General features: G+C 46.1%; 23 protein-coding genes and 1 pseudogene. 14 read left to right on the top strand and 10 right to left on the bottom strand.

Annotated elements, in window-relative coordinates; translation table 11 throughout:
* Positions 1–23: 23 nt before the first annotated feature.
* Positions 24–503 carry a 23S rRNA (pseudouridine(1915)-N(3))-methyltransferase RlmH gene (gene rlmH / locus IM753_RS08660; protein WP_194109098.1) on the bottom strand — a complete coding sequence of 160 codons (480 nt, stop codon included), beginning with the start codon at positions 501–503 and terminating at the stop codon, positions 24–26.
* Positions 504–604: 101 nt separating this feature from the next.
* Between rlmH and IM753_RS08655 the strand changes: the two genes are divergently transcribed.
* The 4 genes from IM753_RS08655 (at position 605) to murA (ending at position 4105) form a co-directional block, all read left to right on the top strand.
* The gene (locus IM753_RS08655) at positions 605–1063 is read left to right on the top strand and encodes a YraN family protein (protein ID WP_083108322.1); all 459 of its coding nucleotides are present in this window, start codon (positions 605–607) and stop codon (positions 1061–1063) included.
* A 28-nt stretch (positions 1064–1091) separates the two neighbouring features.
* Positions 1092–2027 (top strand): BON domain-containing protein, encoded by a 936-nt coding sequence (locus IM753_RS08650; protein ID WP_065256358.1) that lies wholly within the window; start codon positions 1092–1094, stop codon positions 2025–2027.
* 496 nt (positions 2028–2523) lie between these two features.
* A complete protein-coding gene (locus IM753_RS08645) occupies positions 2524–2766 on the top strand; it encodes a BolA family protein (protein WP_194109097.1) in 243 nt (80 codons plus the stop codon).
* 76 nt (positions 2767–2842) lie between these two features.
* Positions 2843–4105: a UDP-N-acetylglucosamine 1-carboxyvinyltransferase gene (gene murA / locus IM753_RS08640; protein ID WP_194109096.1), complete on the top strand. Its 1263-nt coding sequence runs from the start codon at positions 2843–2845 to the stop codon at positions 4103–4105.
* Positions 4106–4297: 192 nt separating this feature from the next.
* Here murA and IM753_RS08635 read toward each other — a convergent pair whose 3' ends face one another.
* The 3 genes from IM753_RS08635 to IM753_RS08625 all read right to left on the bottom strand — a co-directional run bounded on the left by IM753_RS08635 (position 4298) and on the right by IM753_RS08625 (position 6543).
* Positions 4298–5272: a tRNA-dihydrouridine synthase gene (locus IM753_RS08635; RefSeq protein WP_062499938.1), complete on the bottom strand. Its 975-nt coding sequence runs from the start codon at positions 5270–5272 to the stop codon at positions 4298–4300.
* Positions 5269–5850: an aminoacyl-tRNA hydrolase gene (gene pth, locus IM753_RS08630; RefSeq protein WP_062499940.1), complete on the bottom strand. Its 582-nt coding sequence runs from the start codon at positions 5848–5850 to the stop codon at positions 5269–5271. The genes IM753_RS08635 and pth overlap by 4 nt, the downstream gene beginning before the upstream one ends.
* A gap of 69 nt (positions 5851–5919) precedes the next feature.
* The gene (locus IM753_RS08625; RefSeq protein WP_065256354.1) at positions 5920–6543 is read right to left on the bottom strand and encodes a 50S ribosomal protein L25/general stress protein Ctc; all 624 of its coding nucleotides are present in this window, start codon (positions 6541–6543) and stop codon (positions 5920–5922) included.
* A 283-nt stretch (positions 6544–6826) separates the two neighbouring features.
* On the opposite strand from IM753_RS08625, the gene putP reads away from it, so the two are divergent.
* Both putP and IM753_RS08615 read left to right on the top strand, forming a co-directional pair.
* A complete protein-coding gene (gene putP, locus IM753_RS08620; protein ID WP_065256353.1) occupies positions 6827–8335 on the top strand; it encodes a sodium/proline symporter PutP in 1509 nt (502 codons plus the stop codon).
* Between the two features lie 263 nt (positions 8336–8598).
* On the top strand, positions 8599–9330 hold the full coding sequence (locus IM753_RS08615) for an SPOR domain-containing protein (protein ID WP_065256352.1): 732 nt from the start codon (positions 8599–8601) through the stop codon (positions 9328–9330).
* Positions 9331–9390: 60 nt separating this feature from the next.
* Here IM753_RS08615 and IM753_RS08610 read toward each other — a convergent pair whose 3' ends face one another.
* The 3 genes from IM753_RS08610 to IM753_RS08600 form a co-directional block, all read right to left on the bottom strand.
* Positions 9391–9759 carry a hypothetical protein gene (locus IM753_RS08610; RefSeq protein ID WP_065256351.1) on the bottom strand — a complete coding sequence of 123 codons (369 nt, stop codon included), beginning with the start codon at positions 9757–9759 and terminating at the stop codon, positions 9391–9393.
* A 129-nt stretch (positions 9760–9888) separates the two neighbouring features.
* Positions 9889–11190, bottom strand: coding sequence for a homoserine dehydrogenase (locus tag IM753_RS08605; RefSeq protein WP_065256350.1), 1302 nt, complete (start codon positions 11188–11190; stop codon positions 9889–9891).
* Between the two features lie 377 nt (positions 11191–11567).
* On the bottom strand, positions 11568–12428 hold the full coding sequence (locus IM753_RS08600; protein WP_194109095.1) for a DsbC family protein: 861 nt from the start codon (positions 12426–12428) through the stop codon (positions 11568–11570).
* A 198-nt stretch (positions 12429–12626) separates the two neighbouring features.
* Between IM753_RS08600 and IM753_RS08595 the strand changes: the two genes are divergently transcribed.
* The 8 genes and pseudogenes from IM753_RS08595 (at position 12627) to IM753_RS08565 (ending at position 22283) form a co-directional block, all read left to right on the top strand.
* The gene (locus tag IM753_RS08595) at positions 12627–13535 is read left to right on the top strand and encodes a DUF808 domain-containing protein (protein WP_194109094.1); all 909 of its coding nucleotides are present in this window, start codon (positions 12627–12629) and stop codon (positions 13533–13535) included.
* 155 nt (positions 13536–13690) lie between these two features.
* Positions 13691–13906, top strand: coding sequence for a 30S ribosomal protein S21 (gene rpsU / locus IM753_RS08590; protein WP_062499344.1), 216 nt, complete (start codon positions 13691–13693; stop codon positions 13904–13906).
* Positions 13907–14254: 348 nt separating this feature from the next.
* Positions 14255–15085: pseudogene (locus tag IM753_RS08585) on the top strand (RNA-guided endonuclease InsQ/TnpB family protein); the annotation flags it as partial.
* A complete protein-coding gene (locus IM753_RS13005; RefSeq protein ID WP_228144490.1) occupies positions 14991–15254 on the top strand; it encodes a hypothetical protein in 264 nt (87 codons plus the stop codon). The pseudogene IM753_RS08585 and the gene IM753_RS13005, both read left to right, overlap by 95 nt.
* A gap of 107 nt (positions 15255–15361) precedes the next feature.
* Positions 15362–18283, top strand: a complete 2922-nt coding sequence (gene polA / locus IM753_RS08580; protein WP_194109093.1) for a DNA polymerase I — start codon at positions 15362–15364, stop codon at positions 18281–18283.
* A 24-nt stretch (positions 18284–18307) separates the two neighbouring features.
* Positions 18308–20035: a SulP family inorganic anion transporter gene (locus IM753_RS08575; protein ID WP_065256739.1), complete on the top strand. Its 1728-nt coding sequence runs from the start codon at positions 18308–18310 to the stop codon at positions 20033–20035.
* 320 nt (positions 20036–20355) lie between these two features.
* Positions 20356–20682: a beta-lactamase hydrolase domain-containing protein gene (locus tag IM753_RS08570; protein WP_065256738.1), complete on the top strand. Its 327-nt coding sequence runs from the start codon at positions 20356–20358 to the stop codon at positions 20680–20682.
* Positions 20683–20777: 95 nt separating this feature from the next.
* Positions 20778–22283, top strand: a complete 1506-nt coding sequence (locus tag IM753_RS08565) for an anthranilate synthase component I family protein (RefSeq protein WP_065256737.1) — start codon at positions 20778–20780, stop codon at positions 22281–22283.
* A 157-nt stretch (positions 22284–22440) separates the two neighbouring features.
* On the opposite strand, the gene IM753_RS08560 is transcribed toward IM753_RS08565, so the two are convergent.
* The 3 genes from IM753_RS08560 to IM753_RS08550 all read right to left on the bottom strand — a co-directional run.
* A complete protein-coding gene (locus IM753_RS08560; protein WP_065256736.1) occupies positions 22441–23190 on the bottom strand; it encodes a hypothetical protein in 750 nt (249 codons plus the stop codon).
* 11 nt (positions 23191–23201) lie between these two features.
* Complete coding sequence (locus IM753_RS08555; protein ID WP_065256735.1) at positions 23202–24392, bottom strand: hypothetical protein; 1191 nt, start codon at positions 24390–24392, stop codon at positions 23202–23204.
* Between the two features lie 14 nt (positions 24393–24406).
* Positions 24407–25684 (bottom strand): hypothetical protein (locus IM753_RS08550; RefSeq protein ID WP_194092711.1); only part of this gene is annotated, 1278 nt, incomplete at its 5' end.

Raw genomic sequence — 25684 nt, 5'->3', positions numbered from 1 at the left:
GCTACACCGCCAACATCACCCACTTACGCCCGATGATAGGGGTGGTTATTGATGATACTCATTGCCCGATAGAGCTGTTCTATCAGCACCACTCGCACCAAAGGGTGGGGCAGGGTCAAATCCGACAGCGACCATTTAAAATCCGCCTGTGCTAGCACGTCCGCCGATACCCCGTCCGCCCCACCGATGACCAGAGCGATGTCGGTGCCGTCCGTCATGGCGGTTTGCAGACGGTCGGCAAGGCGTTCGGTGGAGAGTATTTTGCCTTTGACTTCTAGCACCCAGAGTTTTTCTTTGGGTAGGCGAGCGGATAAAATGGCTTGCCCTTCTTGGATTTTGTATTTTTCTATTTCGGCAGGTGATGGATTTTTGGCACGTTTGGCAGGGGGTATCTCCACAATCTCGGTACTCATCATCGGCTGTATGCGTTTGGCGTATTCGTCCACGCCTGTCTGTACCCATGCAGGCATTTTGTGTCCGACACTTAGGATTCTTAATTTCATGGCGATTTATCAAAAGCAAAAAGTGTATTATAAATAAAAACCACAAATATTGGCAGAGTTTTATAAAATTTGTTATGCTAACCCATTTGAGTGAGTGTGCCATGAGAACTCTTGGAGACCATTATGAACAGCTCGCCCAAGCGTTTTTGAGACAGCAGGGGCTGACCATTATCACGACCAACTACACCGTACATCGCACAGGCGAGATTGACATCATCGCTTATCATGATGAGCCACGGCAGGCGGGTGGGGTGTGTCCGACGCTCGTGTTTGTGGAAGTCAAAATGCGTAAGATAAACCCTAATGCCCGCTATGGGCAGGCGGTGGAGACGGTAACACGAGCCAAACAAAACAAAATCATCAAGACGGCTGAGCATTTTTTGGCGTATGGCGATAAGTTTTTACAAAATCTTGGACTCACCACCAGTCAAAAGCAAGCCTTGGCGTGCCGATTTGATGTGATTGCCTTTGATGTACCACCAACAGGGCAAACAGGGCAAAAAAATGATGAAAATCAGACAAAAACCCATTGGCTAAGAAACGCCTTTTTGGTAGAATGAGAGTCAAACCGATTATTAGGAAGCATCCATGTCGCCCAAAGTTATTCAGAAGTCATTTTTAAAGCCATTGACATGCTTGATGGCATCTGTCGTGTTCATGACCGCCTGTGCCACCCAAAATGCCAATAGCAATGCCAACAACGGCTACTATGGCGTGCCTGCCATGTATCGCACCATCCCTGAGCGTATCAGCGATGAAGCCATCGAACGCACCAGTCACAAGAACCTGACCAATGTTCGTGGCGTAAGTGAGAATAATGTCCGCATTGGCATTGACAGTTTTCGTCGTGAAGTGCTACTGACAGGCGAAGTGCCAAGCGAGCAAGTCAAGGCGGACGTGGCAAACATGGTCTCGTCCATCAATGATGTCAAAAGAGTGTACAACCATCTGACGGTAACCGCCACGCCCAGAGCCCAGAGCCACACTTTGCACGAAAACTACCTAAAATCCAAAATCATCGCCAAAATCGTGAGTGCAGGCGGTATCAGGTCGTCGCAGTACAAACTGGTGGTGCGAGATAACATGGCATACCTACTGGGATTTTTGACCGCCCAACAAGAGCAGACCATCATTAACATCATCGCATCGGTGCAGGGCATGGAAGGGGTGCGAATGCTGGGTACTCGCATCGATGGCGATACATCACAGCTGGCTTTGGCAGGGGATACGCTCGCCATCGAAGATGACCCGAATGCAGGGGGCATGGTGTATGGTGGTAACACTGTGGTCAATACAGTAAACACGCCTGTCTACCCTACCCCCAACAGTCCCGTGGCGACCACAAGCTATCCACAAAGCATGTATCCTAACACCCCAACCACACCGATATCAAACCCATCTCAGCCAAATTCAGGAATGCAGACACCGGCAGGCATCAACCGACCCAACGTTCCTGTGATAACGATGGAAGGCAGTCCAACATCAAGTTATGTGAATCTGTACAATAACACCAGCAGTCCTTAGTTGATAAGGTTTTATGTTTTGGGCGTGCATGCTTTGTGATTCATGCATGGCAATGAAAATGGGGTATTTTATTGCTATAAAATTTCCAAAATGTAAACTGTATTATCAAGGGTGAACATGCTCTATGTTAAAAGCAGGAAATTTGGTATAATGACCTGCTTTTTTTATTAGGGCGTGCCTACCATTGATAAAATTTTTACAAAATAAGATGAAAACTTAACGCTTTAATCAATTTTTGCATGAAAAATGGCTATCTGACCACTTAATTTAAAAATTAAGTAAAAAACTTAAAATTCACCCAGTTAAGTGGTCGGATTGTGGCTCGAAGTCAAAATCCTTGTTGATATCTCAATATCAACTGCCGATTTTTCCTTGAAAAACGTGCGATTTCCCTGCTTTTTTAAACAGGCATTTTTCATTGCAAATACCAAAGGCAGGCACGCCCTAGTGACATGATTTGACGGTGATAATACCGCCCAAAATATAGAGATTTTTTATGAATGCAGATGACCTAATCGCCTTATTACGCCCCCATTTCCCAAGTGCCGAGATTCAAGCGGTCAATCAAGGCAACAAATTTGAAGTGCTTATCGTGGATGACAGCTTTGAAGGCAAACGTTTGGTGCAACGCCAACAAGCGGTGTATGCCATTGCCAATCCGCACATCCAAAGCGGTGCCATGCACGCTTTGACCATTCACGCCTTGACACCTGCCGAATACCAAGCTCGTCAATCCTAACCGCCAAAAATGACAAATACGCCATGGGGCATTTGTCATTTTATTTTTAATAAATATTGAATTGATGGAGACCATCATGGATAAATTTAAAATCATCGGCAAAAGTCGTATCGCAGGGGAAGTTGTTATTTCTGGCTCAAAAAATGCCGCCTTGCCACTGCTTGCCGCCATGCTACTGCCCAGCGATGAGACGGTGCTACACAACGTCCCCACCCTAAAAGACACCGACACGCTCATCAAGCTCATCGCTGGCATGGGCGTTGCCATCAAAAAAGAAGGCAATACCGTCATCGCAGACGCTCGCCACGTTGCCAACTATTATGCTCCGTATGAGCTGGTGCGTACCATGCGTGCGTCTATCTTGGTATTGGGGGCGTTGCTTGGGCGGTTTGGCGAAGCCGAAGTCTCTCTACCGGGGGGCTGTTCTATCGGCTCACGCCCTGTGGATCAGCACCTAAAAGCCTTTGAAGCCATGGGGGCAACCATCTTGGTAGAAAATGGCTATGTCAAAGCCAAAGCCCCTGCTGGCGGACGTTTGATGGGCTGTGATTTTGCTTTTGATATGGTAACGGTCGGTGGCACCGAAAACGTCATCATGGCAGCGTCTCTGGCTCGTGGGACAACTCGCCTAGAAAACTGTGCCTGTGAGCCAGAAGTGGTGGATTTGGCAAATATGCTTGTCGCCATGGGGGCAAAGATTGACGGCATTGGCACGCCAACCATGATTATCGAAGGCGTGGAGAGTTTGCATGGTTGTGAATATAGCGTGATTGCCGACCGTATTGAGACAGGTTCATATCTGGCGGGGGCGTTGATGAGTGAAGGCGATGTCTTGACCACCAACACATCAGCTGAGCTGTTGCACCCTGTCTTAAAGAAATTTGAAGCCATGGGAGCAACCATTACCACAGGCGATGACTGGATTCGTGCCGTGATGAAAGGCAGACCCAAGGCGGTGGACATTCGCACCCAAGTCCACCCCGGTTTTCCCACTGACATGCAGGCACAGCTCATGGCGGTGTGCTGTTTGGCGGACGGTACCAGCACTATTATTGAAAACATCTTTGAAAACCGCTTTATGCACGTCCCTGAGCTAAACCGCATGGGGGCAAATATCCGCATTGACGGGCATACCGCCATTGTAACAGGCGTGGAGAGCTTTATGCCTGCTCCTGTCATGGCAACCGATTTGCGTGCGTCCATGTCGCTTGTCATGGCGGCGGCGTGTGCAGATGGCGAGAGCATCATAGACCGCATTTATCACATTGATCGGGGTTATGATAATGTGGAGAGTAAACTTAAATCGCTTGGGGTAAATATTGAGCGGATTAAGGGCTAAAACTGTCATTGCTGATAACTTCATTCTCAACTTAGAATAGTAACTTGTTGATTTTTCAATAATTATTTTTTGGTTGTAGGGGCGAACTGCAATTCGCCCTTGATAAATCAATCGCTTATACAAAGTTGAGAATGAGATAATAATAAAACAAAAGGGCGGTCTTGATGACTGCCCTTTATTTGTGCTTGTCAGCTAAGTAAGCACTGATTGGGATAAATGCGAAATAATTTGTGCTTTGCCCTTTTCTTTTTTGACAACATTCCACAGCCTATCCGCTTCATCATAGCCTTTGGTGAGCATGCCAAGCCATTGTTTGTAACGCCCAATCAGTCCGCTTTGGTTGTCGGTGGTGTCATTCAAAAAAGCGATTTGGTGGGGGACTAAGTCCGCCCATGTCAAGGTTTTGTCCGTGTTTTCAATACTTGCCACAAGGTCTGGGCGAGTTACCGCCCCACGCCCAAGCATCAAGTGCGGTGTGTTTGCCTGACTGATGCAGTCGTGGGCATGAGTAGCGTTCCAAATCTCGCCATTGGCAATGATGGGCAAGCCAAGCTCGGTAAAGGGGGCGATTTTGTCCCAATAAGCAGGGGGCTTGTAGCCTTGCACTTTGGTGCGTGCGTGAATGGTCAGCCAGCTTGCGTTGGCGGACTTGACCGCCTGCCCGATGTCGTGCATTTTATCCATGTCAGTATAGCCTAGGCGGATTTTTGCCGATACGGGGATATGGGCAGGTGCAGCTCCACGCACGGCAGAGATGATGGCGTGCAATGTATCAGGTTCATCAAGCAGTACCGAACCGCCTTTGTGGTTATTGACTGTTTTGGCAGGACAGCCGAAGTTTAGGTCAATCGCACACGCCCCAAGTGACACCGCTGTAACGGCACTTTGGCTCATGGTCTCAGGATTGTTGCCAAGTAGCTGAACATGAATGGGCGTACCACTTGTCGTCTTGCCGTTTGTGTGTAGCTCTGGCACATATTTATAAAACACATGGGCGGGCAGGGGATAATGGGTGACACGGATAAATTCGCTCACCGACCAATCATAAGGGCGACCCAAATCGTGAGCAATCTGTGTCAAAATCTGTCTCATGAGTGGGTCGGTCAAGCCTTCCATTGGGGCAAGCAAACGGACGGGCTGGGCGAATAAATGGGCAAAGGCACTCATGTTGGTAGTTTAAACCCATTGGCAAGGCTAATCGCCTTTTGTTCATCGCCTTTGATGAGTAACTCCAAGGCATTCATGCCACACTCTATCGCTCTATCTATATTGACACGGTCATCGGACATGGGTTTTGACAGCACCCAACCACTGACCATGGATGAGTGAGCAGGTCTGCCGATACCCACACGCAGTCGCCAAAAGTCCGCTCCGATGTGGGGGACGATGTCCTTTAAGCCGTTATGCCCACCATGTCCGCCCCCCTTTTTTAGGCGTAGGCTCCCTGCCGAGATGTCAAGCTCATCATGAGCGATGAGTATCTCATGGGGGGCGATGTTATAGAATTTGGCAAAGGGGGCGACCGCCATTCCTGAGCGGTTCATGAAGGTGTCAGGGGTCAGCAGGCGGACATCTTGTCCGTATATCGTGCCACGCCCGACACTGCCATGGAATTTTTTGTCATGAGTGAGCGTGATGCCAAATTTGTCGCACAAAGCGTCCGCAAACCAAAAGCCTGCATTATGGCGAGTGTCTTTGTATTCTGCACCGACATTGCCCAAACCGACGATGAGTTTTATCATGATTGCCCCATAGATGATGAAATAAACAAAAAGCCAATAGATGACCCATTGGCTTTTGTTGAGATTGATGACTTATTCAGTGTCTGTGCTCTCTTCGCTTGTGCTCTCTTCACTGTCAGCAGAAACAGTCGGTGCTTGTACGCTAACCACGACACGGTCGGTGGCATTGCTGTCAAGCTCAACGATGGTAATGCCATCGGCAAGTTTGATGTCAGAGAAACGTAGTAGGTCACCGATTTCTAGGTTGGTCACGTCCACTTCGATGGCTTCTGGCAGTTGGCGTGGCAAGCAGTTGATGTGTAGCTCGGTTACGTTGGTTTGTAGGATACCACCAGATTTTACGCCCTTAGCGGTGCCAGTGAAGTGTACAGGCACAGTAAAGTGCATGGTTTGACCACGAACAACACGTTGGAAGTCCACATGTAGTGGCGTGCCTTTTGAAGGATGGCGTTGTAAGGCTTTAATGATAACTTCTTCGTTTTCGCTGCCATCTAGTGCCAGTGTGGTTACGCTTGAAAAGAAGCTCTCATCTTGGATGGCTTTTACTAATTCATTTAGCTTGACGCTTACAGACAGTGGCTTGGCATCACCGCCATATACGATGGCAGGGATTAGGTTGGCTTTACGCAGGCGGCGGCTCGAACCTTTGCCCTGCTCATCGGTAGCACGTGCTACCGTAGTTAGAGTATAGCTCATAAGGATTTCCTATATTAAAAGGCTACAAAAATGATGATTTTCGACCAATCATCATACAAAAAAGTGCAAAAGAATTTGCAAAATAGCGAACTATTATAAGCCAGTTTGGGCGATATGACAAGGGTTTTTTGCAAATCAGCCAATGGATTTGTTAGATGTGTGATAATGTGATAAAAAATAACAAGTGTTTTTATAAAGTATCCCCATTTGCAAATGAATTTAATTTTGTTATAATCACTTGTTATTTTTTGTTAAACTTGTTAAATAATGTAAGGAGTGTGTCATGGATGCTGTGACAACAGGTGGGGCAGGCGTATGGATTTCGCTGTCGATTTATTTTTTGGGCATGATTGCCATCGGTGTGTACGCCTACTTTAAACAAAAAAAAGACGTTGAAGGCTACATGCTGGGTGGGCGTAACTTATCGCCTGCGGTAACGGCACTCTCGGCGGGGGCGTCCGATATGTCGGGCTGGCTACTGCTGGGGTTGCCTGGTTATATGTATGCATCAGGCATTGTAAGCTTATGGATAGCAGGGGGGCTGACGGTCGGGGCATTTGCCAACTATCTGCTTGTTGCTCCACGTCTGCGTGTGTATACCGAGGTGGCAGGTAATGCCATTACTTTGCCTGACTTTTTTGCCAATCGCTTTGATGACAAAACGCACCTACTCCGCATGGTCTCTGCCATCGTGGTGATTATATTCTTTACGGTCTATACGGCGGCAAGTCTGGTCGGTGGTGGCAAGCTTTTTGAAAGCTCGCTCGGGCTTGATTATAGTTTGGGTCTGTGGGTGACGGCAGGCGTGGTCGTGGCGTATACGCTCTTTGGCGGATTTTTGGCGGTGTCCTTGACTGACTTCGTCCAAGGGGTGATCATGCTCATCGCCATGCTACTGGTACCGTTTGTTGCTTTTAATGAAATCGGCGGTGTCAGTGCTGGCATGGACGTGGCACGTTCTGTGAACCCTGAGTTGTTTAACATCATGAATGGCGTGAGTGTCATGGGAGCGATATCGCTGGCAGCGTGGGGTCTGGGCTATTTTGGACAGCCACACATCATCGTGCGGTTTATGGCGATTCGCTCGGTCAAGGACGTGCCGGTGGCGTGTGGTATTGGTATGGGCTGGATGATATTGAGCTTGATTGGAGCATTACTCGTTGGTGTGTCGGGTGTGGCATATATCCATAACAAGGGCATGAGCCTAGATGACCCTGAGACGATTTTCTTGGTGTTCTCACAGCTTTTGTTCCATCCGCTCATCGGTGGCTTTTTGCTGGCAGCGATATTGGCGGCGATTATGAGTACCATTTCTAGTCAGCTACTGGTGGTGTCAAGTTCGCTCACCCGTGATGTGTACAAGCTGTTTTTGGACAAAGAAGCATCCGAATCCCGCCAAATCATGGTCGGACGTATCTCGGTGGTGCTGGTGGCGATGCTTGGGATTATGCTGGCAGGGGACAAAGACAGCTCGGTGTTAAAGATGGTGTCGCACGCGTGGGCAGGCTTTGGGGCGGCGTTTGGCCCTTTGGTGCTGCTCTCGCTCATGTGGAGGCGCATGAACTACCAAGGGGCATTGGCGGGCATGATTGTCGGGGCATTGACCGTCATCGTTTGGGTATATGGGGGTATTGAGATTGGCGGACAGCCTGCCAATGACGCCATTTATTCCATCATGCCCGGCTTTGTGCTCAGTGCCATCACGACTGTGGTTGTCTCACTTTTGACCCCGCCACCCAATGCCAAGATTATGGGCGAGTTTGATGAGATGGAACGCCAGTTAAAGGCGTAAAATAAAAACGCCCTAATATCCTGTTAAGATGTCTTGTGGCATGGTTTGCCCAAAATCCAAAAGTTTATCAGCTTTTGGATTTTGGGTATTTTTTTGGCAAAATGACAGGTGAGCTTACCAAAATTTGCCCTTGGATGATGTGTGTTAAAAAATGTTACAATATTTTTATAAAAAATTTTTAAAAAATGATTATACTAAAAGTATTTTCCAAAAAATAAACAGTCAAACATAAATAACCACAAACAACCATAAAAAGGTATTCTATGCCCCAAAGACCTTATGATAAACCAATCAGTCGTAAACAAAAAGTTCGTACGTCATCAGGGCTTATTAGCCTGCTTTGGATGTTCGTGGGGGCGGTGATTGCGGTCATGATAGGGTTTTTCTTATACCTATCACCTTTGTTTGATGGCTTTAAGACCGACGTGGAAGTCAATCCGCCCGTCAAGGTTGAGCCGTTGCCCCAAGCAGATGAGCCTAATGATTTTGAATTTTATGAAGTCTTGCCGACCCGTGAATTTCAAACAGGGGAGAGTGTGACAGGCACTAAGAGCGTGGAACCAAGCGACGACCAAGCGACGACCAAGCCTGATGCGGTGGTCACGTCTGAGCAAAGCGATGCGACCAGACCCAGACAAGATGGCGTGCCGTCAGAGCAGGCGGAAGCTGTGGTCATTAGCGAAGAAGAGCTGACCTATGATGGGACAGATGACGATAGGGCAAACGGTGCAGGGGGCAATATCAATATCACGGCAGTCAATAACAGCTATATCTTGCAGATTCGTAGTTATGACAGCCCTGATGAAGCTGACCGCATGCGAGCCGAAGTCATGATGTCGGGTGTGGATGCTCGGGTCATCAAGCGTGTGGATGACGGCATAGAGCTGTATCAGGTCATCTCCAACACGATGAATTCCAAGGAAGAAGCACTCTCTGCCAGCAGAAGATTAAGTAGTAATGGCATAGATTCGCTCGTGGTGGAACAAAGGCATTAGGGTCTGGATATAAAAATACCGCTTGGCAATGACAATGACAGGCGGTATTTTTTGTGGTTATTATTGCTCAGTTTCGGCAGTGGCATCAGCTTGGGGAGCTTCGGCGGTCGCCATAGGTTCCGCTGGCTCGGCACTTGATGGCTCTGCTTCGGATGGGGCAGGCTCTGCCGTGGTTTCTGTGGTGGTCTCTGATGGGGCAGGCTCTACTGTTGTGGTCGGGGCGACCGCTCCATCTGTCGCTCCGCCAACACCGCCCATCGTGGGCTGTCCGTGGTCATCAAATCTCACTTCTTCGGCTTTTGGGGCATTGGCGATGGCATTGGCTTCGGCTTCTTCTAGTTTGTCCACGGCTTTTGGGTTGTTATGACCCCCGCAGGCACTAAGTAATAGGCTGGTGCTGATGATGGCGGTAAATAATTTGGCTTTCATGAGAACTCCTAACGGATGACGATTCAAATAATGCTATTATGCCACAAATGGTGGGGAATTGACAATTTATAATCGCATAGTCCTGCCATTTGTGGTTTGGCTTTATTATTTTAAACTTTATTGAGCCACTTATTCTAAACTTTCTAGGCGAATACGCACCACAGGCTCGGTGACCGCCCCAAGGGCTTCTATCTCTTTGATGGCTTTGTTCATCTGCGATTCGAGTACGGGCAAGGTCAAGATGATGACAGGCACAAGCCCTGATTTGTGAGCGTCACGTTGCATGATGGCGTCAATGTTAATGCCGTTTTCGCTCAAAATGCGAGTGGTGTCAGCCAGCACGCCCAGCTCATCTTTGACGGTCAAGCGTAGGTAGTAGCCACAGGTCATCTCATCGCTAGATAGGATGCGAGTGTCAGACAGCTCTTCGGGGACGAACGCCAGATGTGGTACGTCGCTTGGGGTATTGGCATTGATGACATAAATCAAGTCCATGACATCTGCCATGACTGCCGATGCTGTCGCCCCTGCCCCTGCCCCATCACCATAATACAGCGACTGCCCCAGTGGATGAGCGTCTACCATGACGGCATTTTTGACGCCATTGACATTGGCAAGTAGGGTGCTGTTGGGGATGAGCGTGGGATGGACACGCAGCTCAAAACCATGTTCACGACGAAACGCAAAGCCGAGATGCTTGATGGTGTAGCCAAGCTCTTTGGCATAGACCACGTCTTGTAGGTTGATTTTGGTGATGCCTTCACAATACACTTTGTTAAACTGCAAAGGAATGCCAAAGGCAATCGATGCCAACAAGGACAGCTTGTGAGCGGCGTCAATGCCTTCAACATCAAAGGTGGGGTCAGCTTCGGCATAGCCTAGGGCTTGGGCTTCTTTTAGTACGTCACCAAAACGACGGTTTTTTTGTTGCATTTCGGTCAGGATAAAGTTGCCCGTGCCGTTGATGATGCCTGCCACCCAGTCCACTTTATTGGCGGCTAGGGCTTCACGGATGATTTTGATGATGGGAATGCCACCTGCCACCGCCGCTTCATAACGCACCTGCACGCCATGCTCTTCGGCAAGCCCAAAAATCTCATTGCCATGCTCAGCAAGTAAGGCTTTGTTGGCGGTGACGACGTGTTTTTTGTGTTTGATGGCATGAATGATGACATCTTTGGCAACAGTTTTACCGCCAATGACTTCAATGACAATGTCCACATCATCATCGGCAGCGATTGCCATCAAATCATCGCTTTGTTTGATGGCAGGGTCAATGTCATCTCGCTGCCGTCTTGTGCCGACATGAGTGATGCAGATGTCATGACCGCTACGGCGAGACAGCTCAACGGCGTTGTCTTTTAGTAGATTGACCACGCCTGTACCAACTGTGCCCAGACCCAAAACCGCAATGTTAATTTTATCTTTCATGAATGCCCCAACTGGTTATCTATAATAAAAATTGACGGTAAAACCGAACTGCTTAACTTATCATAAGTTTGTGGCTTATGCTAGGGGTTTGTAAAAATTTTTATGGGTTTTGTCAAAAATTTTTGTAAAAATTGTAACAGGTGGTGGGATGTGATGGGTGGGGTGATTTATTTTTAAAATTTATAAAAAGGATGGTATTGTTCAACATGCCCTGTTCTTAAATGTGGATGCGTAAGGGCGAACACATGCCCAAAAATCAATATTTTATATAGGGCAAATTGCAATTTGCCCCTACGAATCCATCCAAAATATGGTTAATCAATAGCGGAAAAAGGGCTAAACTCAGCCCTTTTTGTTTGTTATTTATAAATTAACCATCAACGATTATTAATGGCTTGTTTGGCAAGCTCAGCCGATGGCAGGTAGCCCCCAAGCTGTTGCCCGTTTTCGGCAAAGATGGCAGGCGTGCCTGATACACCTAATCTCTGACCCAGTGCCATGTGTTTGCGTACAGGATTATCACAGCTTGAAGCGGTGATATTTTTGCCTTTTTTGGCATCGGTTAGAGCGGCTTGACGGTCGCTGCTGCACCATACACGTTCTGTGAGTCCAACCATAGAATCACCACGAGGCCATGCTAAATAACGCACTTCAATGCCAGCGGCATTGGTTTGGTCAATCTCTTTATGTAGGAGCTGACAATAATGGCAGGTAGGGTCTGAAAACACATAGATGGATGCTTTGGTTTCGCCTTTGGCAGGGAATACAATCATCTCGGATTTGTCCACGGCTTGTAGTTCAGAGACGGCCGCTTTTGACATCATGGCACTGCTGATGTCCACAGGTCCGCCATCGCCCAATTTCATGACCGCACCTTGTATGACATAAGTACCTGTTTTATCAACAAAAAATGGTGAAAAACCATCCAAAGTCGCCCAATACATCTCAGGCATGTCAGTTAAAATGACAGATTGAACCTGAGCGTTTAGACCTGAGTTGTTTAGGTTGTTTTGTAGGGCAAGGGCGACATCGGGCTGATGATTGGGGTCATCATTGTGGGCAGGGGCATTGTTTATTGGCTCGGCATTTGCCCCTTGGGTTTGGTCTGAGGTGGCTGTTGTATTGTCTGTGTTGGTACTGCTGTTTTGGTTGCATCCAACAAGCAGTAAGGCGGTCATGATGAGCGTTAGAGCGATAGATGGGGTTGGGGTGATAGATGGGTGAAGTTTGATGGTCATGATGATAAACGATAAAAGAAAAATGGGTTATTATACCAAACTTTATCATTTTACCCAATGATTTTATTCATTAAAAAAATAAAAATCGGTATTTTGTTTTGTCAGTCAAAAAATACGGCAAAACTACAAAATCACTAAGGAAAGTTTGATGGCGTATGCTAAACTACGCTTTTTATTAAGACAAACAATAGGGTAACTATGGCAGGCAGTTTGCTGATACTACTAGATGACATTGCAACCGTACTAGATGACGTGTCAATATTAACAAAGGTCGCCGCCAAAAAGACGGCAGGTGTGCTGGGCGATGACTTGGCATTAAATGCCCAACAAGTAACAGGCGTGCGTGCTGACCGTGAGCTTGCGGTGGTGTGGGCGGTGGCAAAGGGGTCATTTATCAATAAATGTATTCTCGTGCCGGCAGCCCTTGCCATCAGTGCGGTGGCAGCGTGGCTGATTACGCCTTTACTCATGATTGGCGGACTGTTTTTGTGTTATGAAGGTTCTGAAAAAGTCATTCATAAATTTGCCCCCAAACTCTTGCCCCATGAGTCAGATGGTGAGAAAATTCATGAGGCACATCTAAAAGCCAACGCCAATGATGAGGATTTGGTGGCATTGGAGAGAGATAAAGTCAAAGGGGCAATCGCTACTGACTTTATCTTATCAGCAGAGATTGTGGTCATCTCGCTTGGGGTGATGACGGCGACAACCTTTATGACCAAAGCCTTAGCACTGTCCACCATTGCCATTTTGATGACAGTGGGCGTATACGGACTGGTGGCGGTGATTGTCAAGATGGATGATGTGGGGATGCACTGGGTGGCACAACCTGACCCAATCAAACAAAAAATGGGCAATTGGTTGCTTGGTTTTGCCCCTTTGCTGATGAAATTCTTGTCTGTTGCAGGCACGCTTGCCATGTTTTTGGTTGGTGGTGGCATTTTGGTGCATGGTGTGGACATGCTTCATCATCAAGCCGAGCATTTATCACATTTATCGGGGGTGTTTGCTGGTCTGACCCAGATGATTTATCATGGCATGGTGGGTTTTATTGCTGGTTGTGTTGCCCTGATGGGGGTGGTGTTATTTAAGAAAATTAAGACATGAACGCTTGTATTTATGGTGGATATTTGTTATAATGGGCAGGTTTTGTAAAAACACCTTGTTCCAATTTGAGCTGATGCCTACGCCAAGACCGTACCAGCTAATTATAACATACAGCCAAATTGATGCCTTAGCTGTCTTGATAATCGGAGTAACCCATGCCTTCTGTAAAGGTCAAAGAAAACGAACCTGTTGACATTGCCATTCGTCGCTTTAAACGTGCTTGTGAAAAAGCAGGCGTTTTGGCTGATGTACGCAAAAAAGAATTCTACGAAAAACCAACCCAAGAGCGTAAGCGTAAAAAAGCCGCTGCGGTCAAGCGTTACAAGAAAAAAGTATGGCGTGAGCAAGCACGTACCGTACGTAAATACTAATCGCATGTAAAAGCCCATTGGTATTGGTATTTTGCCACAAAAAGCATTCATCAATGAAACATACCCAAAAGTAAGATTTGGACAGTGTTTCAAAATTGAATGCTTTTTTATCCCCACCGCCGTAAACCTGCGACTTAGGCAGTGGGGATAAGGCGACATGGAGGCCCTAATGTGGTGTCCTTGCGTGTCAGCGACACTCATGTTCAATATACTGTCTAATAATCTCAATCGGTGCGCCGCCACAACTGCCTGCAAAATAACTTGGTGACCCCATCTTAACTCTATTTTAGGGCTTGACATAAAATTAGACCAATGTATAATTAAGATAACAAAATCATACCAAAACCTATGAAAATACTCAAACTACGCATATATGACAGTAAAATAAAGCAACTTGAAAAATTAGCAAGTTCGGTGAATTTTGTATGGAATTATGTTAATGAGTTAAGTTATAAATACCTACGCGTACAGGCAAATTCTTATCTGCCTATGATTTAAACGACTACACCAAAGGCAGTGGCGAGCTGTTAGGCTTACATTCCCAAACCATCCAAGCCATTAACGAAACCCACGCCAAAAGCCGAAAACAATTTAAAAAGGTACAATGCGGTACAAACTCTGTAGGTCTTGATTTAGGCTGTAAAGATAGCGTAACAACAAGCAATGGTGATAAACTAATCACCAAATTCACCCAAAAATACGCAAATAAACTAGCCAAAGCCCAAAGAGCCAACAAGAAAAAGCAAGTTAAAACCATACATGCATGCCAAACATGCCAAAATTAAAAATTCACGATTAAACGCCATTCATCAATTTACAAGCAAACTGGTCAAACAAAATGCTTTGATTGTGATTGGTAAATTAAATTCAAAAACATTCACATCAAGCAAACTGGCTAAATCGGTTTACGACGCAAGTTGGTATGAACTTAAACGACAGCTGGATGATAAGTGCAAGCATGCAGGTTGTCTGTATGAAGAAGTGGATGAACATTTTACAACCCAAACCTGTTCGTGTTGTGGTGCCATTACTAACAACAGTCCCAGAGGTAGAGCAGGTTTGGCAATAAGAGAATGGACTTGTGGTGCTTGTAACACCACGCACGACAGAGATGTCAATGCAGCTAAGAACATTCTCCGTATCGGACGTGATACGCTCGCTGGAGGAAGCCCCTCCCTTAGGGAGGGGAGTACGTCACGTTTGCAAGGTCAAAGCCTTTACCAACACCTACCGCTCTGAAAATGCCAGTCGTGGCAGGGCTCATTTGGACGTGCTTAAACAATGCCGAGCCAAACACCATGAAATGTTTTGTGTGGATGAAGAGGTAGAGTGTACCGAATACAAATAAATCATCGCCAAATTCTGCGATATCAGATGATATTAAGATATCTTGTGGGCAGATTACTCCTAGTTTAGCCATTTTGGCGTCATCTTAAATTCTTACTAAAACATACCATGACCTACACCAGCATTCCCAACCTTGCCAAATTTGATACATCTGGCATTGACAACAATCGTCCGCCTGTGATTTTGGTGGATGGTTCATATTACTTATTTCGCTGTTTTCATGGCTTGCCCCCTTTGTCCAATCAAGATGGTTTGCCTACCAATGCCATTCGTGGGGTGCTAAATGCTTTGGGTAAACTCATGAAAAAGTACAACCCTACCCACATGGCGGTCGCCTTTGACACCAAAGCCCCAACTTTTCGCCATAAATTATCAGACCTTTATAAAGCCCATCGTCCGCCCATGGATGAGGATTTGCAAGTGCAGATTCCCTACATTCATGAGTTGATTGAAAAGTTGGGCATTGCTCTTATTAAAATTGATGGTTTTGAAGCAGATGACATCATTGGCACACTTGCTCGTAACGCCTGTATGCAGGGCTACCCTGTTGTCATCTCCACAGGCGACAAGGACATGGCACAGCTGGTTAATGACTGTGTGATTTTAGAAGACAGCTTTAAAGATAAAATCACGGACGTGGCAGGCGTCTTTGACAAATTTGGCGTACACAACACCCAAATTGCCGATTATCTTACACTCATGGGCGATTCATCAGATGGCATTGCAGGTATTCCCAAAGTGGGTGCAAAGACAGCAAGCAAACTCCTTGGTGAGTATGGCAACATTGAGGGCATTTTGGCAAATGTGGCAAACATCAAAGGCATGGTTGGACAAAAAATCGCTGAACATCAAGATGAAATTCCCCTAAATCGTACCCTTGCCACGATTGTTACCGATTTACAATTACCCATTTCATTTGACGAATTAAAATTAGACAATGACAAAGAGACACAAATAAAACGTGCCAAAGCGTTATATGAGTTATTTAAGACATTAGAATTTAAAAAAGAAATGGCAGAGCAGTTGACATTATTAAAAATGACAGGGCCATCCGTTACCAATGATTTTGAAGAAGGAAATTTAAATCATACTGCTCATCATGAGTTCAAAGACAACCAATATCATAAAGACAACACAGACAAAAATAACACAGACAAAAATAACACATTCATCGTCAAACCTTTGGCAGTCAAACAAGGCAATTATAAAACAGTCAATACCCTTGATGATTTTAACGTATTGATTGATAAATTAAACAGCGTGCCTTATTTTGCCATTGATACTGAGACGACCAGCATTGATTGGCAAAAGGCAGAATTGGTTGGGGTATCTATCGCTACAACCAATTATGAAGGCTATTATATCCCTGTGGGGCATACAGGCGATTTTGATATTTTGCTTGATAATCAATTGGATAAAGAGTTTGTTTTAAATGAGTTAAAACCCATTTTACAAAACCCCAATATTGGCAAAATCGGACAGCACATTAAATACGACAGTCATGTTTTTAAAAAATATGGCATTGAGCTAAATAATTGGCATATGGATACCATGTTAGCCAGTTATGTCATAAACGGCATAGCGACACGGCATAATATGGACGATTTGGCACAGCATTATCTGGGCGTAAATACCACCACCTTTGAAGACGTGGCAGGTAAAGGAGTAAAACAGCTTAGCTTTGATAAAGTGGACATGGATAAGGCAAGCGATTATGCGTGTGAAGATGCGGACATTACGTATCGCTTGTTTAGTGTGTTTGACGAGTATTTGCAAAAAGATACCAATGCCAATCAGCTATTGCACAAATTAGAAATCCCCACCGCCCAAATCTTAGCCCAAATGGAGCATGACGGCATTTTGATAAAAACCGAATTTTTGGGTAAATTATCGCTTGCCTTTGACAATCAAATCAGTCAGTTAGAACAAAAGGCGTTTGAATTGGCGGGCGAGAGCTTTAACGTGGCAAGCCCCAAACAGCTTGGCGAGATTTTGTTTGATAAATTGGGCATATTAGGCGGTAAAAAAACCAAAACGGGGCAATATTCCACGTCCGAAGCGGTGCTTGCCAAGATTGACCACCCGCTTGTGGACGTGGTGCTAGAACATAGAAGCCTATCCAAGCTCAAAAGCACCTACACGGACGCTCTTGCCAAAGTCGCCGACAAACAGGGGCGAGTGCATACCAGCTACCACCAAGCCTTGACGAGTACAGGGCGACTGTCGTCATCAGACCCCAACCTACAAAATATCCCCATTCGCACCGACACAGGGCGACTTATTCGTGAGGCGTTTATCGCACCGACAGGGCGTGTGATTATGGCGGCGGATTATTCGCAGATTGAGCTGCGGCTCATGGCTCATTTTAGTGGCGATGAGAGTTTGATTAACGCTTTTAAAAACAACCTAGACATTCACACCGCCACCGCCGCCGAAATCATGGGCAAAGACTTGGTGGACGTAACGCCAAACGAGAGACGCTCGGCAAAGGCGGTGAATTTTGGGCTGTTGTACGGCATGGGTGTGTTTGGGCTTGCCAAACAACTTGGCGTAGAAAATGGCGTGGCAAAGGACTACATCAAGCGGTATTTTGCCCGTTATCCTGCCATACATGACTACATGGAAAATACCAAAAGTTACGCCAAATCAACAGGTTACGTTACCACCATTTTGGGACGAAAACTCTACGCCCCCGATATTAACTCATCAAACGCCATGATACGACAAGGGGCGGAGCGGGCAAGTATTAACGCACCACTACAAGGCTCTGCCGCTGAAATCATCAAACTTGCCATGATAGCCGTGAATAAAGTCCTGCCCAAAGACCATGCCAAACTTTTGCTCCAAGTGCATGATGAATTGGTGTTTGAAGTAGATGCCGACAAAGCGGATGAGATAGGCAAGCTTATCAAAACTGCCATGCAAAACGTGCTGACCGACACTGCCAAAGAACTAGGTTGGGACGTGGATTTTGCCGTGCCACTCGTTGTGGAGATTGGTGTGGGCGAGAATTGGGAGAAAGCTCACTAAACAAGATAACAGACAAGCACCGACATGGCATTTACCAAACGACCTGCTTTTAATATAATCCCCGCATGGCTCGCCCCCTTATTGGCAGAGCCAAAGCGTGCCTTGCCTGAGCTTAGTACAGGGCTGATGATGGCGGTGCTGGTCATTCCCCAAAGTCTGGGCTATGCACTGCTGGCAGGGCTACCGCCTGTCATGGGGCTATACAGTGCTATCTTGCCGACTTTGGTGTATGCCTATGTCGGTTCAAGCTCGGTCAATGCCGTCGGACCCGTTGCCATTACCGCCATTATGACATCAGGGGCGTTGTCGTCCTATGCGTTAGGGAGCTTGCAGTATCAAGCGATGGCGGTAACGCTTGCCTTGATGGTTGGGGTGCTACTCATGCTCGCCCATGTGATACGTTTGGGCTGGATTATGCAGTTTGTCAGTCGTGGCGTGGCAAGTGGCTTTATCAGTGGGGCGTCTGTGCTGATTATTTTGGGGCAATTAAAACATCTCATCGGCACGCCCTTATCAGGCGATGGACTTATTGACATGATGGGTAAGATGGCAGGGCAAGAGCGACTGTTTCATGCACCCACCGCCATGTTAGGGCTTGGGGCGTTGGGGCTACTGCTCATGAACCGCTACCGCCCCACGCTCATGCATGGCGTGCTGTATCGCCTATTGTCCCAATCCACCCATGCTCATATCGCCCGTTTTTTTATCGTGGTACTCGTTGGTGTGAGTATTATCACCGCTCGGCAGTATGACTTTGCCAATCTCGGCATAGCCACGCTCGCCCCCTTGCCGACACATCTGCCCCTGCCTGCCTTGCCTGTGGTGAGCCTAGACATCATCATCACGCTACTGCCGTCTGCTCTGCTCATCGCACTCATCGCCTTTATATCCAGTGCCAGTGTGGCGGGCAATCTGGCACGCATTCGCCATGAGCCCTTCGCCCCCAACCATGAGCTAAAAGGACTGGGACTTGCCAACATCGCAAGCTCGCTCTTTGGCGGATTTGCCGTCTCGGGCGGTATCTCTCGCACCAGCATGAATGTCGCACTCGGAGCGAACACACCCCTATCGTCTATGGTCTGTGCGATGGGCGTGCTGATTATTGCGTTATTTTTGGGGCAATTCATCACAGGACTGCCCTATGCGGTACTCTCTGCCATCATCATCACGTCCGCCATCGCCATGATTGATGTGGCAAGTTTTAGGGTCGCCCACGCCCAAGACAAAAGCGAAGCCCTAACCCTTGCCATGACCTTTTTGGCGTGCGTAGGCTTTGGGCTTAACATCGGGCTTATCACGGGACTATTGGTCAGCTTTGCACTCATCATCTACCGCTCGCACCGTGTGCATATGGCGGTCGTGGGGCAGGTTGGGGATAGTGAGCATTTTAGGAACATTCATCGCCATGACGTACAGACCTTTGATAACATGATACTCATTCGCATTGATGAGAGCCTGTATTTTGGTAATGTCGCCACCGTCCGCACCGCCCTAGATGACATCTGTCGTGAGTATCCTACCGCTCGCCACATCGTCATCATCATGACGGCGGTCAATCACGTGGATTTATCCGCCCAAGAAATGCTTGCCGACTTTAACCGCACGCTCATCATGGGGGACAAACAATTACACTTTACCGAAATCAAAGGGCCTGTCATGGACGCTCTCATTCATACCCCTGTCATCACAGCACTAAGCGGTCAGGTGTTTTTAAGTACAGGCATGGCGGTAAATACCTTAAAAAATACTTGACAGTCCGCCAAATCCGCCGATAATCTTTTGAAAATTGAAAATTGAAAATTGAAAATTGAAAATTGAAAATTGAAAATTGAAAATTGAAAATTGAAAATTGAAAATTGAAAATTGAAAATTGAAAATTGAAAATTGAAAATTGAAAATTGAAAATCAGACTGATTAAATTTTAACCATTTTAACACCCCTTATTCCAAAATTTTTAAAAATCCCCCAAATTTTAAAATTTTTTCATAAGCTTATGCCAAATTGGCGTTGAACGCTCATCTGTTTTTGGGTAAGATAAGTTCCACGATAAATCACCAAGTATGGGGAATCACATGCACACGAACATCACATTGTATAAACAAATCCACCCTTGTCAATGCCAAGCCTTGTCCGAGCTGGGTTTTAAGAGTTTGATAAATTTGCGTTTTGATGATGAGATGGCAGGTCAGCCCAAGACTGCCGAGCTGTGCCAAAGTGCCGAGCAGGTTGGCTTGTCCTATCGTCATCTGCCTGTGGATGGCGAGAGTTTGCATTTGGAGACGGTGACGGCATTTGCTCATCTGTTGTCTGATTTGCCCAAGCCTGTCATGGTGTTTTGTGGTACAGGTAGCCGTGCCAAACGCTTGTATCAGTCGGCTGTGGTGAGTGGACTAATTTGATGATGACCGCCAAGTGAGAGCTTAGGCGGTTTTTTTTATTGTCTTTTGTGATGTATTTTGGGTTATAATAATCCAAACGATTTTTAGGATTTCCCATGTTATCTTTATCCGACTTCCACGACCTAGTCGAGCAAGGCTATACCCACATTCCCTTGATTAAAAAACGCCTTATGGACGATGCCACGCCTGTGTCGGTGTTTGCCAATTTGCGTAAATTTTTTGCGTCCGCTTATCTGTTTGAGTCGGTGGTGGGGGGCGAACGTTGGGCAAGATATTCTATGATTGGGCTGGGTTCGGACATTGTCATCGAGTATCATGACGGTAAAGTGGTGGTAAAGGATACTCGCAAGGACGAGACGACCACGCACGACACCGACCCATTTGATTTTATCCGTACCTTTATGGCAGAATATAAAACCCCATGCCAAAACGAAATGTCCGAGCTACCTGCATTTAGTGGCGGATTGGTAGGCTATTTTGGTTATGACATGATACGAGTGATTGAGCCGTCTGTGGGCGTGTCAAATTCGCCCAACCCTTTGGCTCTGCCTGATATGTGGCTTACCCTATCATCGTCTGTGGTGGTATTTGACAACCTAGAACACACCCTATCTATCGTGGTCTATGCCGATGTGAACGCCAAAGACGGCTATAAAAAAGCGGTCAAACAACTTGATATTATTGAAAATCTGCTCACTCACAAACCTGATTTGACCGTCAAAAAACAGCCCCTACCGCATTTTGTCTCACAGACAGGACAAAATAAATTCTGCACAGACGTAAACCGCATTAAGGAATACATCAAGGCAGGGGACGTCATGCAAGTTGTTCCTGCCCAACGTCTGTCAGGTGAGTACAGTGGCGACCCGCTCGCGGTGTATCGGGCGTTGAGATACCTTAATCCGTCCCCTTATCTGTTTCTTATCCAAGGCGAGCTTGCCAATGATAAGCCGTTTCACATCGTAGGGGCATCGCCTGAGATTTTATCTCGCGTTGAGGCGGTGGGCGATGAGCGCAAAGTTACCGTGCGACCCTTGGCAGGGACTCGCCGTCGTGGCATGGATACGGCAGAAGATTTAGCATTAGAAGCCGAGCTACTCTCCGACCAAAAAGAAATCGCTGAACATCTGATGCTCATTGACTTAGGGCGTAATGATATTGGCAAGGTGTGCGACATCGGCACGGTCAAGGTAACCGATAAAATGTTTATTGAACGCTACTCGCAGGTCATGCACATCGCCAGCAACGTAGAAGGCGTGGTGTCAGCTGATAAGGATGCCCTAGACGTATTTTGTGCAACTTTCCCAGCAGGCACGCTGTCAGGAGCTCCCAAAATCCGAGCCATGCAAATCATCGACGAAGTGGAGCCTGTTCGCCGTAGCGTGTTTGGTGGGGCAGTGGGTTATTTGGGCTGGGCGGGCAACATGGATACCGCCATTGCCATTCGTACTGCTGTGCTAAAAGACGGACAAGTCCATATCCAAGCAGGGGCAGGCGTGGTGGCGGACTCAGACCCCGTGGCAGAATGGGACGAAACCAACAAAAAAGCATTGGCGATTGTCAAAGCGGTGGAAATGGCGTGTGGGGGGCTTTTGGTTTAAGTTTAAGCCTATGAAATCAGCCAAACCTTATGGGTTAGGCTGATTTTTAATTACCAAAAGAAGTCATCATCACTTGAAGGTTGCGGGAAAAACTTCTCTTTTACCTTGTCTTTTATTTTATCCTTAGCTTTATCAAATTTTGATTTTTGCTCTTTTTCTACATGCCTATCAGATATAGTGTTATTGCTATGATAGCGATGAGTAATATGATGCCTATCCAAATCTTTCCCATGCCCTTCTCACCCTCCGCTTGTTGGTTGGTTTGCAAAGGGGTTGAAACGGCAGGTTGTGGGGTAATGGTTGGCTTTTGTGGTTGGATTGGCGGTGGAGTGTGCGTGATAAATTTGTTTGGCTGGCTAAGCCAAATATGAGCTTTTTTGTTAAGCTCCACTATATCTTTTTCATCTTCAACAAAATTAAGATAGCAAACCACCCCTAAGTCATCTTTGATGATTTCGGATATTTTTTGGGCAAAAGCATGGTCGCTTTTGTCAAAACTGCCAAGCCAATCATCAAGCTGTTTTTGGGCGGTGTCGTCAAATGTATCGTTTTCAATCATCTGACTGACCGCATTTTCGTCATACAGCTCGCCAAGTTTTTGGGCAATGTGGCTAGGGTTGTCAATGGCTGTTGCCCATGCAGACACCAAACCTGATAGTTTGGTGTATTCGTCAATGTTGCCCATGAACAAAAAGCTGTAACGAATGATTGTACCCACCTTATCTTTGCGAGTGGACGGCATTCCACTTAAAAATAAGCGGAATGTCTCGTGTTCTTTTTCAAAGATGATGGTTGGGTGTTCAAAGCTGGTCAGCTCGGCATAAACCCCAAGCCAAGCGTTATCAGGCTTTTCGCCTAGGTAGCGATAGTCTTTGGTAATGCTTCGGGTATTAACATACTGTTTCATCATGTATCCCTTTAAACAATAGCCTTAGTGCGTGATGATAATTCATCTTTGGAAATCTCTTGGATTAGTGTGGCTACGGCATTAAGTTTTTTGGCTTGCATTTCTTTGACTTCTTTGGCTTGCACAGAACGCTCTTCTTTTTTGCTTGCTTCTGCACGTAGCTTATCTCGTTCGCCTGACCACCACATGCCAATATTGCCAAAAAAACCTTTATCTATTTCAGCCTGCTCACGAGCATGTTTAGCTAGCGTCTCGGCATGGTCATGATCTAGTGATTTTTGTACAAACAATAATTCTTCCCGATATTTTTGGGTTTGAACGAGTGTTTTGCAGATGGTGATAAAAATATCTTCACCGCCTTTGGGTTTTAGCTCGTTGTGGGTGATATGATATTGACCGCTAAATCGTAGGGTGTCGTCTTCTTTATGCCAATCGCCATAAGTGATGGTTACACTCCCAATGGTGTCTATGGCGGTATAGATGATGGATAAGTTGCGATTGTCGCCAAATTCTCTTTGGGCGGTTTCTATGATTTCTTTGTAGTACTGCTGAGTAAGATTATACAATTCAGTACTTCTGTCTTTATTGTGTTTATTGACATTATCCTTGAAATAGGTCTCCCCCTTGACAGGAGCAAAGATGATGGTGGATGGTATGTTTGGATAACGATTTTGTCTGGTTTTTGCCCAGTCTTTGATGATTTCCTTGATGTCTTCGGTTTGCAGATTGTATTCCACCGCCCTAAGCTGTTCTTGGGTTTTGGCATTCATAATCACCCCCGCTTCCACAGGAATGATGATGACAGAGCTTTTCATAATAGTTTCTCTGCAAGTTGCCCACTGACTGTCAGCACTGTCGGGACGGTTGATGGTGTCAATCCAACCACCAGGAAAGTCTAAAATCTCAAAACCTAATTTGACATCGCTGTCTTTGACCGATGACAATTCAAATTTAAAAGTAAAAGGCTCTTGCGTACCCGCCACTGCCCCTGAATTAAAATCGCCCGCTTGGATAGAGCTTCTTAGTTCACGAGCGTGTGTGGCAAGTTTCTTTTGTGTGGGCTTGTGGTTATCGCTGTTTAGGGTAAAAGGCTTGCCCGCCAAAAGCTCCTGCTCGGCAGTGTTAAAGACGCTGGCAATGATGGAAGTTTTGCCCACACGAGATGGACCAAGCATACTGATGGTATAAGTTGAAGTAGTCATAAGTTTTCCTTAAATTAAGCGGTTTTTGCAAGGTTTTGTAGGTTATTTAATGAAGTACGAATGTCGCTCATGCGTTTGCTTGCCATTTGATAATCTTTAAATTTCACAGGATTTAGGTCATAAAAATAAGCATGGGTCATACGTTTGAAATTTCTGTCGCTATGTTTACCACGCACAACTTCATCTTCAAAATGCTCTAAGGTGGCAAATAACACCTGTCGTGGGAAATCTGCATCATCAAGCAGGGCAAGTTTGGTGTTATAAAGTGCCTGCATGGCAAGGCTTTTGATTTCTTTGTGTAAACCTTCGGCGTTGCCACCGTCTTTTAGGCGATACTCGGTATTGCCGTCTTCGTTAGTGGTACGAGCTTCTAAGGCATTGAGACTCTCACGCATTCTGGGGTGGATTTGTTTGCGGTAGTTTAGCTCAATATCACACAAATCATCAATGGCTTTGGCAAGCATATCAGCAGGGTTGGGTCGACCGTCTTCATGAATGTTATTTAGACTGTAAGACAGCTCTTGTAGGGCGGTTTTGCCTTGATTGTCCGCACTGATAAGCTCGCCTGTATGCTCTTTAAAAATATTGGCAATGTCGGTCAAAAATTCATCAATTTCTTGATTAAAAAATACATCAAGTTCGGCAAGTTGTTGGCTGATAGCGACACGCACTTTATTACATGCAGATTCGCCAGCACCGAGCAAACCTCTGTTTCTATTAGCTTCTTTTTGGATTTCTTTTATCCATTGTTCTTCGCCTTCGCCAAAGCCATTATCAATCCATGCTTTGATTTGATTGCAACGCTCTTCAATGGCGGATTCGTATTTTTGGGTGTAGCGTTCGTTGCGTGGGGCGACTTTTTTGGCGTATTCTTGAATACTTTCGGAGATGTCAGAACTGATGTCTTTTGCCATATCATCTAACTCTTCACGCAAGCTACCATTAGATACCGTACCTGCTTTTAACTGATCGTTAATGCTGTCTATGAGTGCGATGATATCTTGACCGAGTGTGTTAAATGAGCCAAAAACGCCATTGATGATTTGCTTGTCCATGACATCAAGACGTTCTGCCAAATGCGACATAACAGGCGTGAGCAACTCATCATCTAGTGTGGTTTTGTTAATGACATCGGTTTCTAAAACATGATAGTTTTTGTTGTTCTCGCCTTCATTGACTTCACGCAAGATATGCCCACGCAAGGCGGAGAGTTGTTCATCACTCATGCGTTTGTCTTTGTTGATAAGAATGCTAATAAAGTCTTTACGGTCTTGAAAACTTTTAGCTTTGTC

The sequence above is a fragment of the Moraxella sp. K127 genome, assembly GCF_015223095.1.
Taxonomy (GTDB): domain Bacteria; phylum Pseudomonadota; class Gammaproteobacteria; order Pseudomonadales; family Moraxellaceae; genus Moraxella.
This window is presented reverse-complemented; position numbering and strand designations above follow the sequence as displayed.

Coding starts and splice junctions, on each gene's coding strand:
- IM753_RS08650 (WP_065256358.1), top strand. CDS start 1,092: ATGTCGCCCAAAGTTATTCAGAAGTCATTTTTAAAGCCATTGACATGC.
- IM753_RS08600 (WP_194109095.1), bottom strand. CDS start 12,428: ATGACCATCAAACTTCACCCATCTATCACCCCAACCCCATCTATCGCT.
- IM753_RS08595 (WP_194109094.1), top strand. CDS start 12,627: ATGGCAGGCAGTTTGCTGATACTACTAGATGACATTGCAACCGTACTA.
- IM753_RS08655 (WP_083108322.1), top strand. CDS start 605: ATGAGAACTCTTGGAGACCATTATGAACAGCTCGCCCAAGCGTTTTTG.
- murA (WP_194109096.1), top strand. CDS start 2,843: ATGGATAAATTTAAAATCATCGGCAAAAGTCGTATCGCAGGGGAAGTT.
- IM753_RS08570 (WP_065256738.1), top strand. CDS start 20,356: ATGCACACGAACATCACATTGTATAAACAAATCCACCCTTGTCAATGC.
- IM753_RS08560 (WP_065256736.1), bottom strand. CDS start 23,190: ATGAAACAGTATGTTAATACCCGAAGCATTACCAAAGACTATCGCTAC.
- putP (WP_065256353.1), top strand. CDS start 6,827: ATGGATGCTGTGACAACAGGTGGGGCAGGCGTATGGATTTCGCTGTCG.
- rpsU (WP_062499344.1), top strand. CDS start 13,691: ATGCCTTCTGTAAAGGTCAAAGAAAACGAACCTGTTGACATTGCCATT.
- IM753_RS08635 (WP_062499938.1), bottom strand. CDS start 5,272: ATGAGTGCCTTTGCCCATTTATTCGCCCAGCCCGTCCGTTTGCTTGCC.
- IM753_RS08565 (WP_065256737.1), top strand. CDS start 20,778: ATGTTATCTTTATCCGACTTCCACGACCTAGTCGAGCAAGGCTATACC.
- rlmH (WP_194109098.1), bottom strand. CDS start 503: ATGAAATTAAGAATCCTAAGTGTCGGACACAAAATGCCTGCATGGGTA.
- IM753_RS08555 (WP_065256735.1), bottom strand. CDS start 24,392: ATGACTACTTCAACTTATACCATCAGTATGCTTGGTCCATCTCGTGTG.
- IM753_RS08605 (WP_065256350.1), bottom strand. CDS start 11,190: ATGAAAGATAAAATTAACATTGCGGTTTTGGGTCTGGGCACAGTTGGT.
- IM753_RS08610 (WP_065256351.1), bottom strand. CDS start 9,759: ATGAAAGCCAAATTATTTACCGCCATCATCAGCACCAGCCTATTACTT.
- IM753_RS08645 (WP_194109097.1), top strand. CDS start 2,524: ATGAATGCAGATGACCTAATCGCCTTATTACGCCCCCATTTCCCAAGT.
- polA (WP_194109093.1), top strand. CDS start 15,362: ATGACCTACACCAGCATTCCCAACCTTGCCAAATTTGATACATCTGGC.
- IM753_RS08615 (WP_065256352.1), top strand. CDS start 8,599: ATGCCCCAAAGACCTTATGATAAACCAATCAGTCGTAAACAAAAAGTT.
- IM753_RS08625 (WP_065256354.1), bottom strand. CDS start 6,543: ATGAGCTATACTCTAACTACGGTAGCACGTGCTACCGATGAGCAGGGC.
- IM753_RS08575 (WP_065256739.1), top strand. CDS start 18,308: ATGGCATTTACCAAACGACCTGCTTTTAATATAATCCCCGCATGGCTC.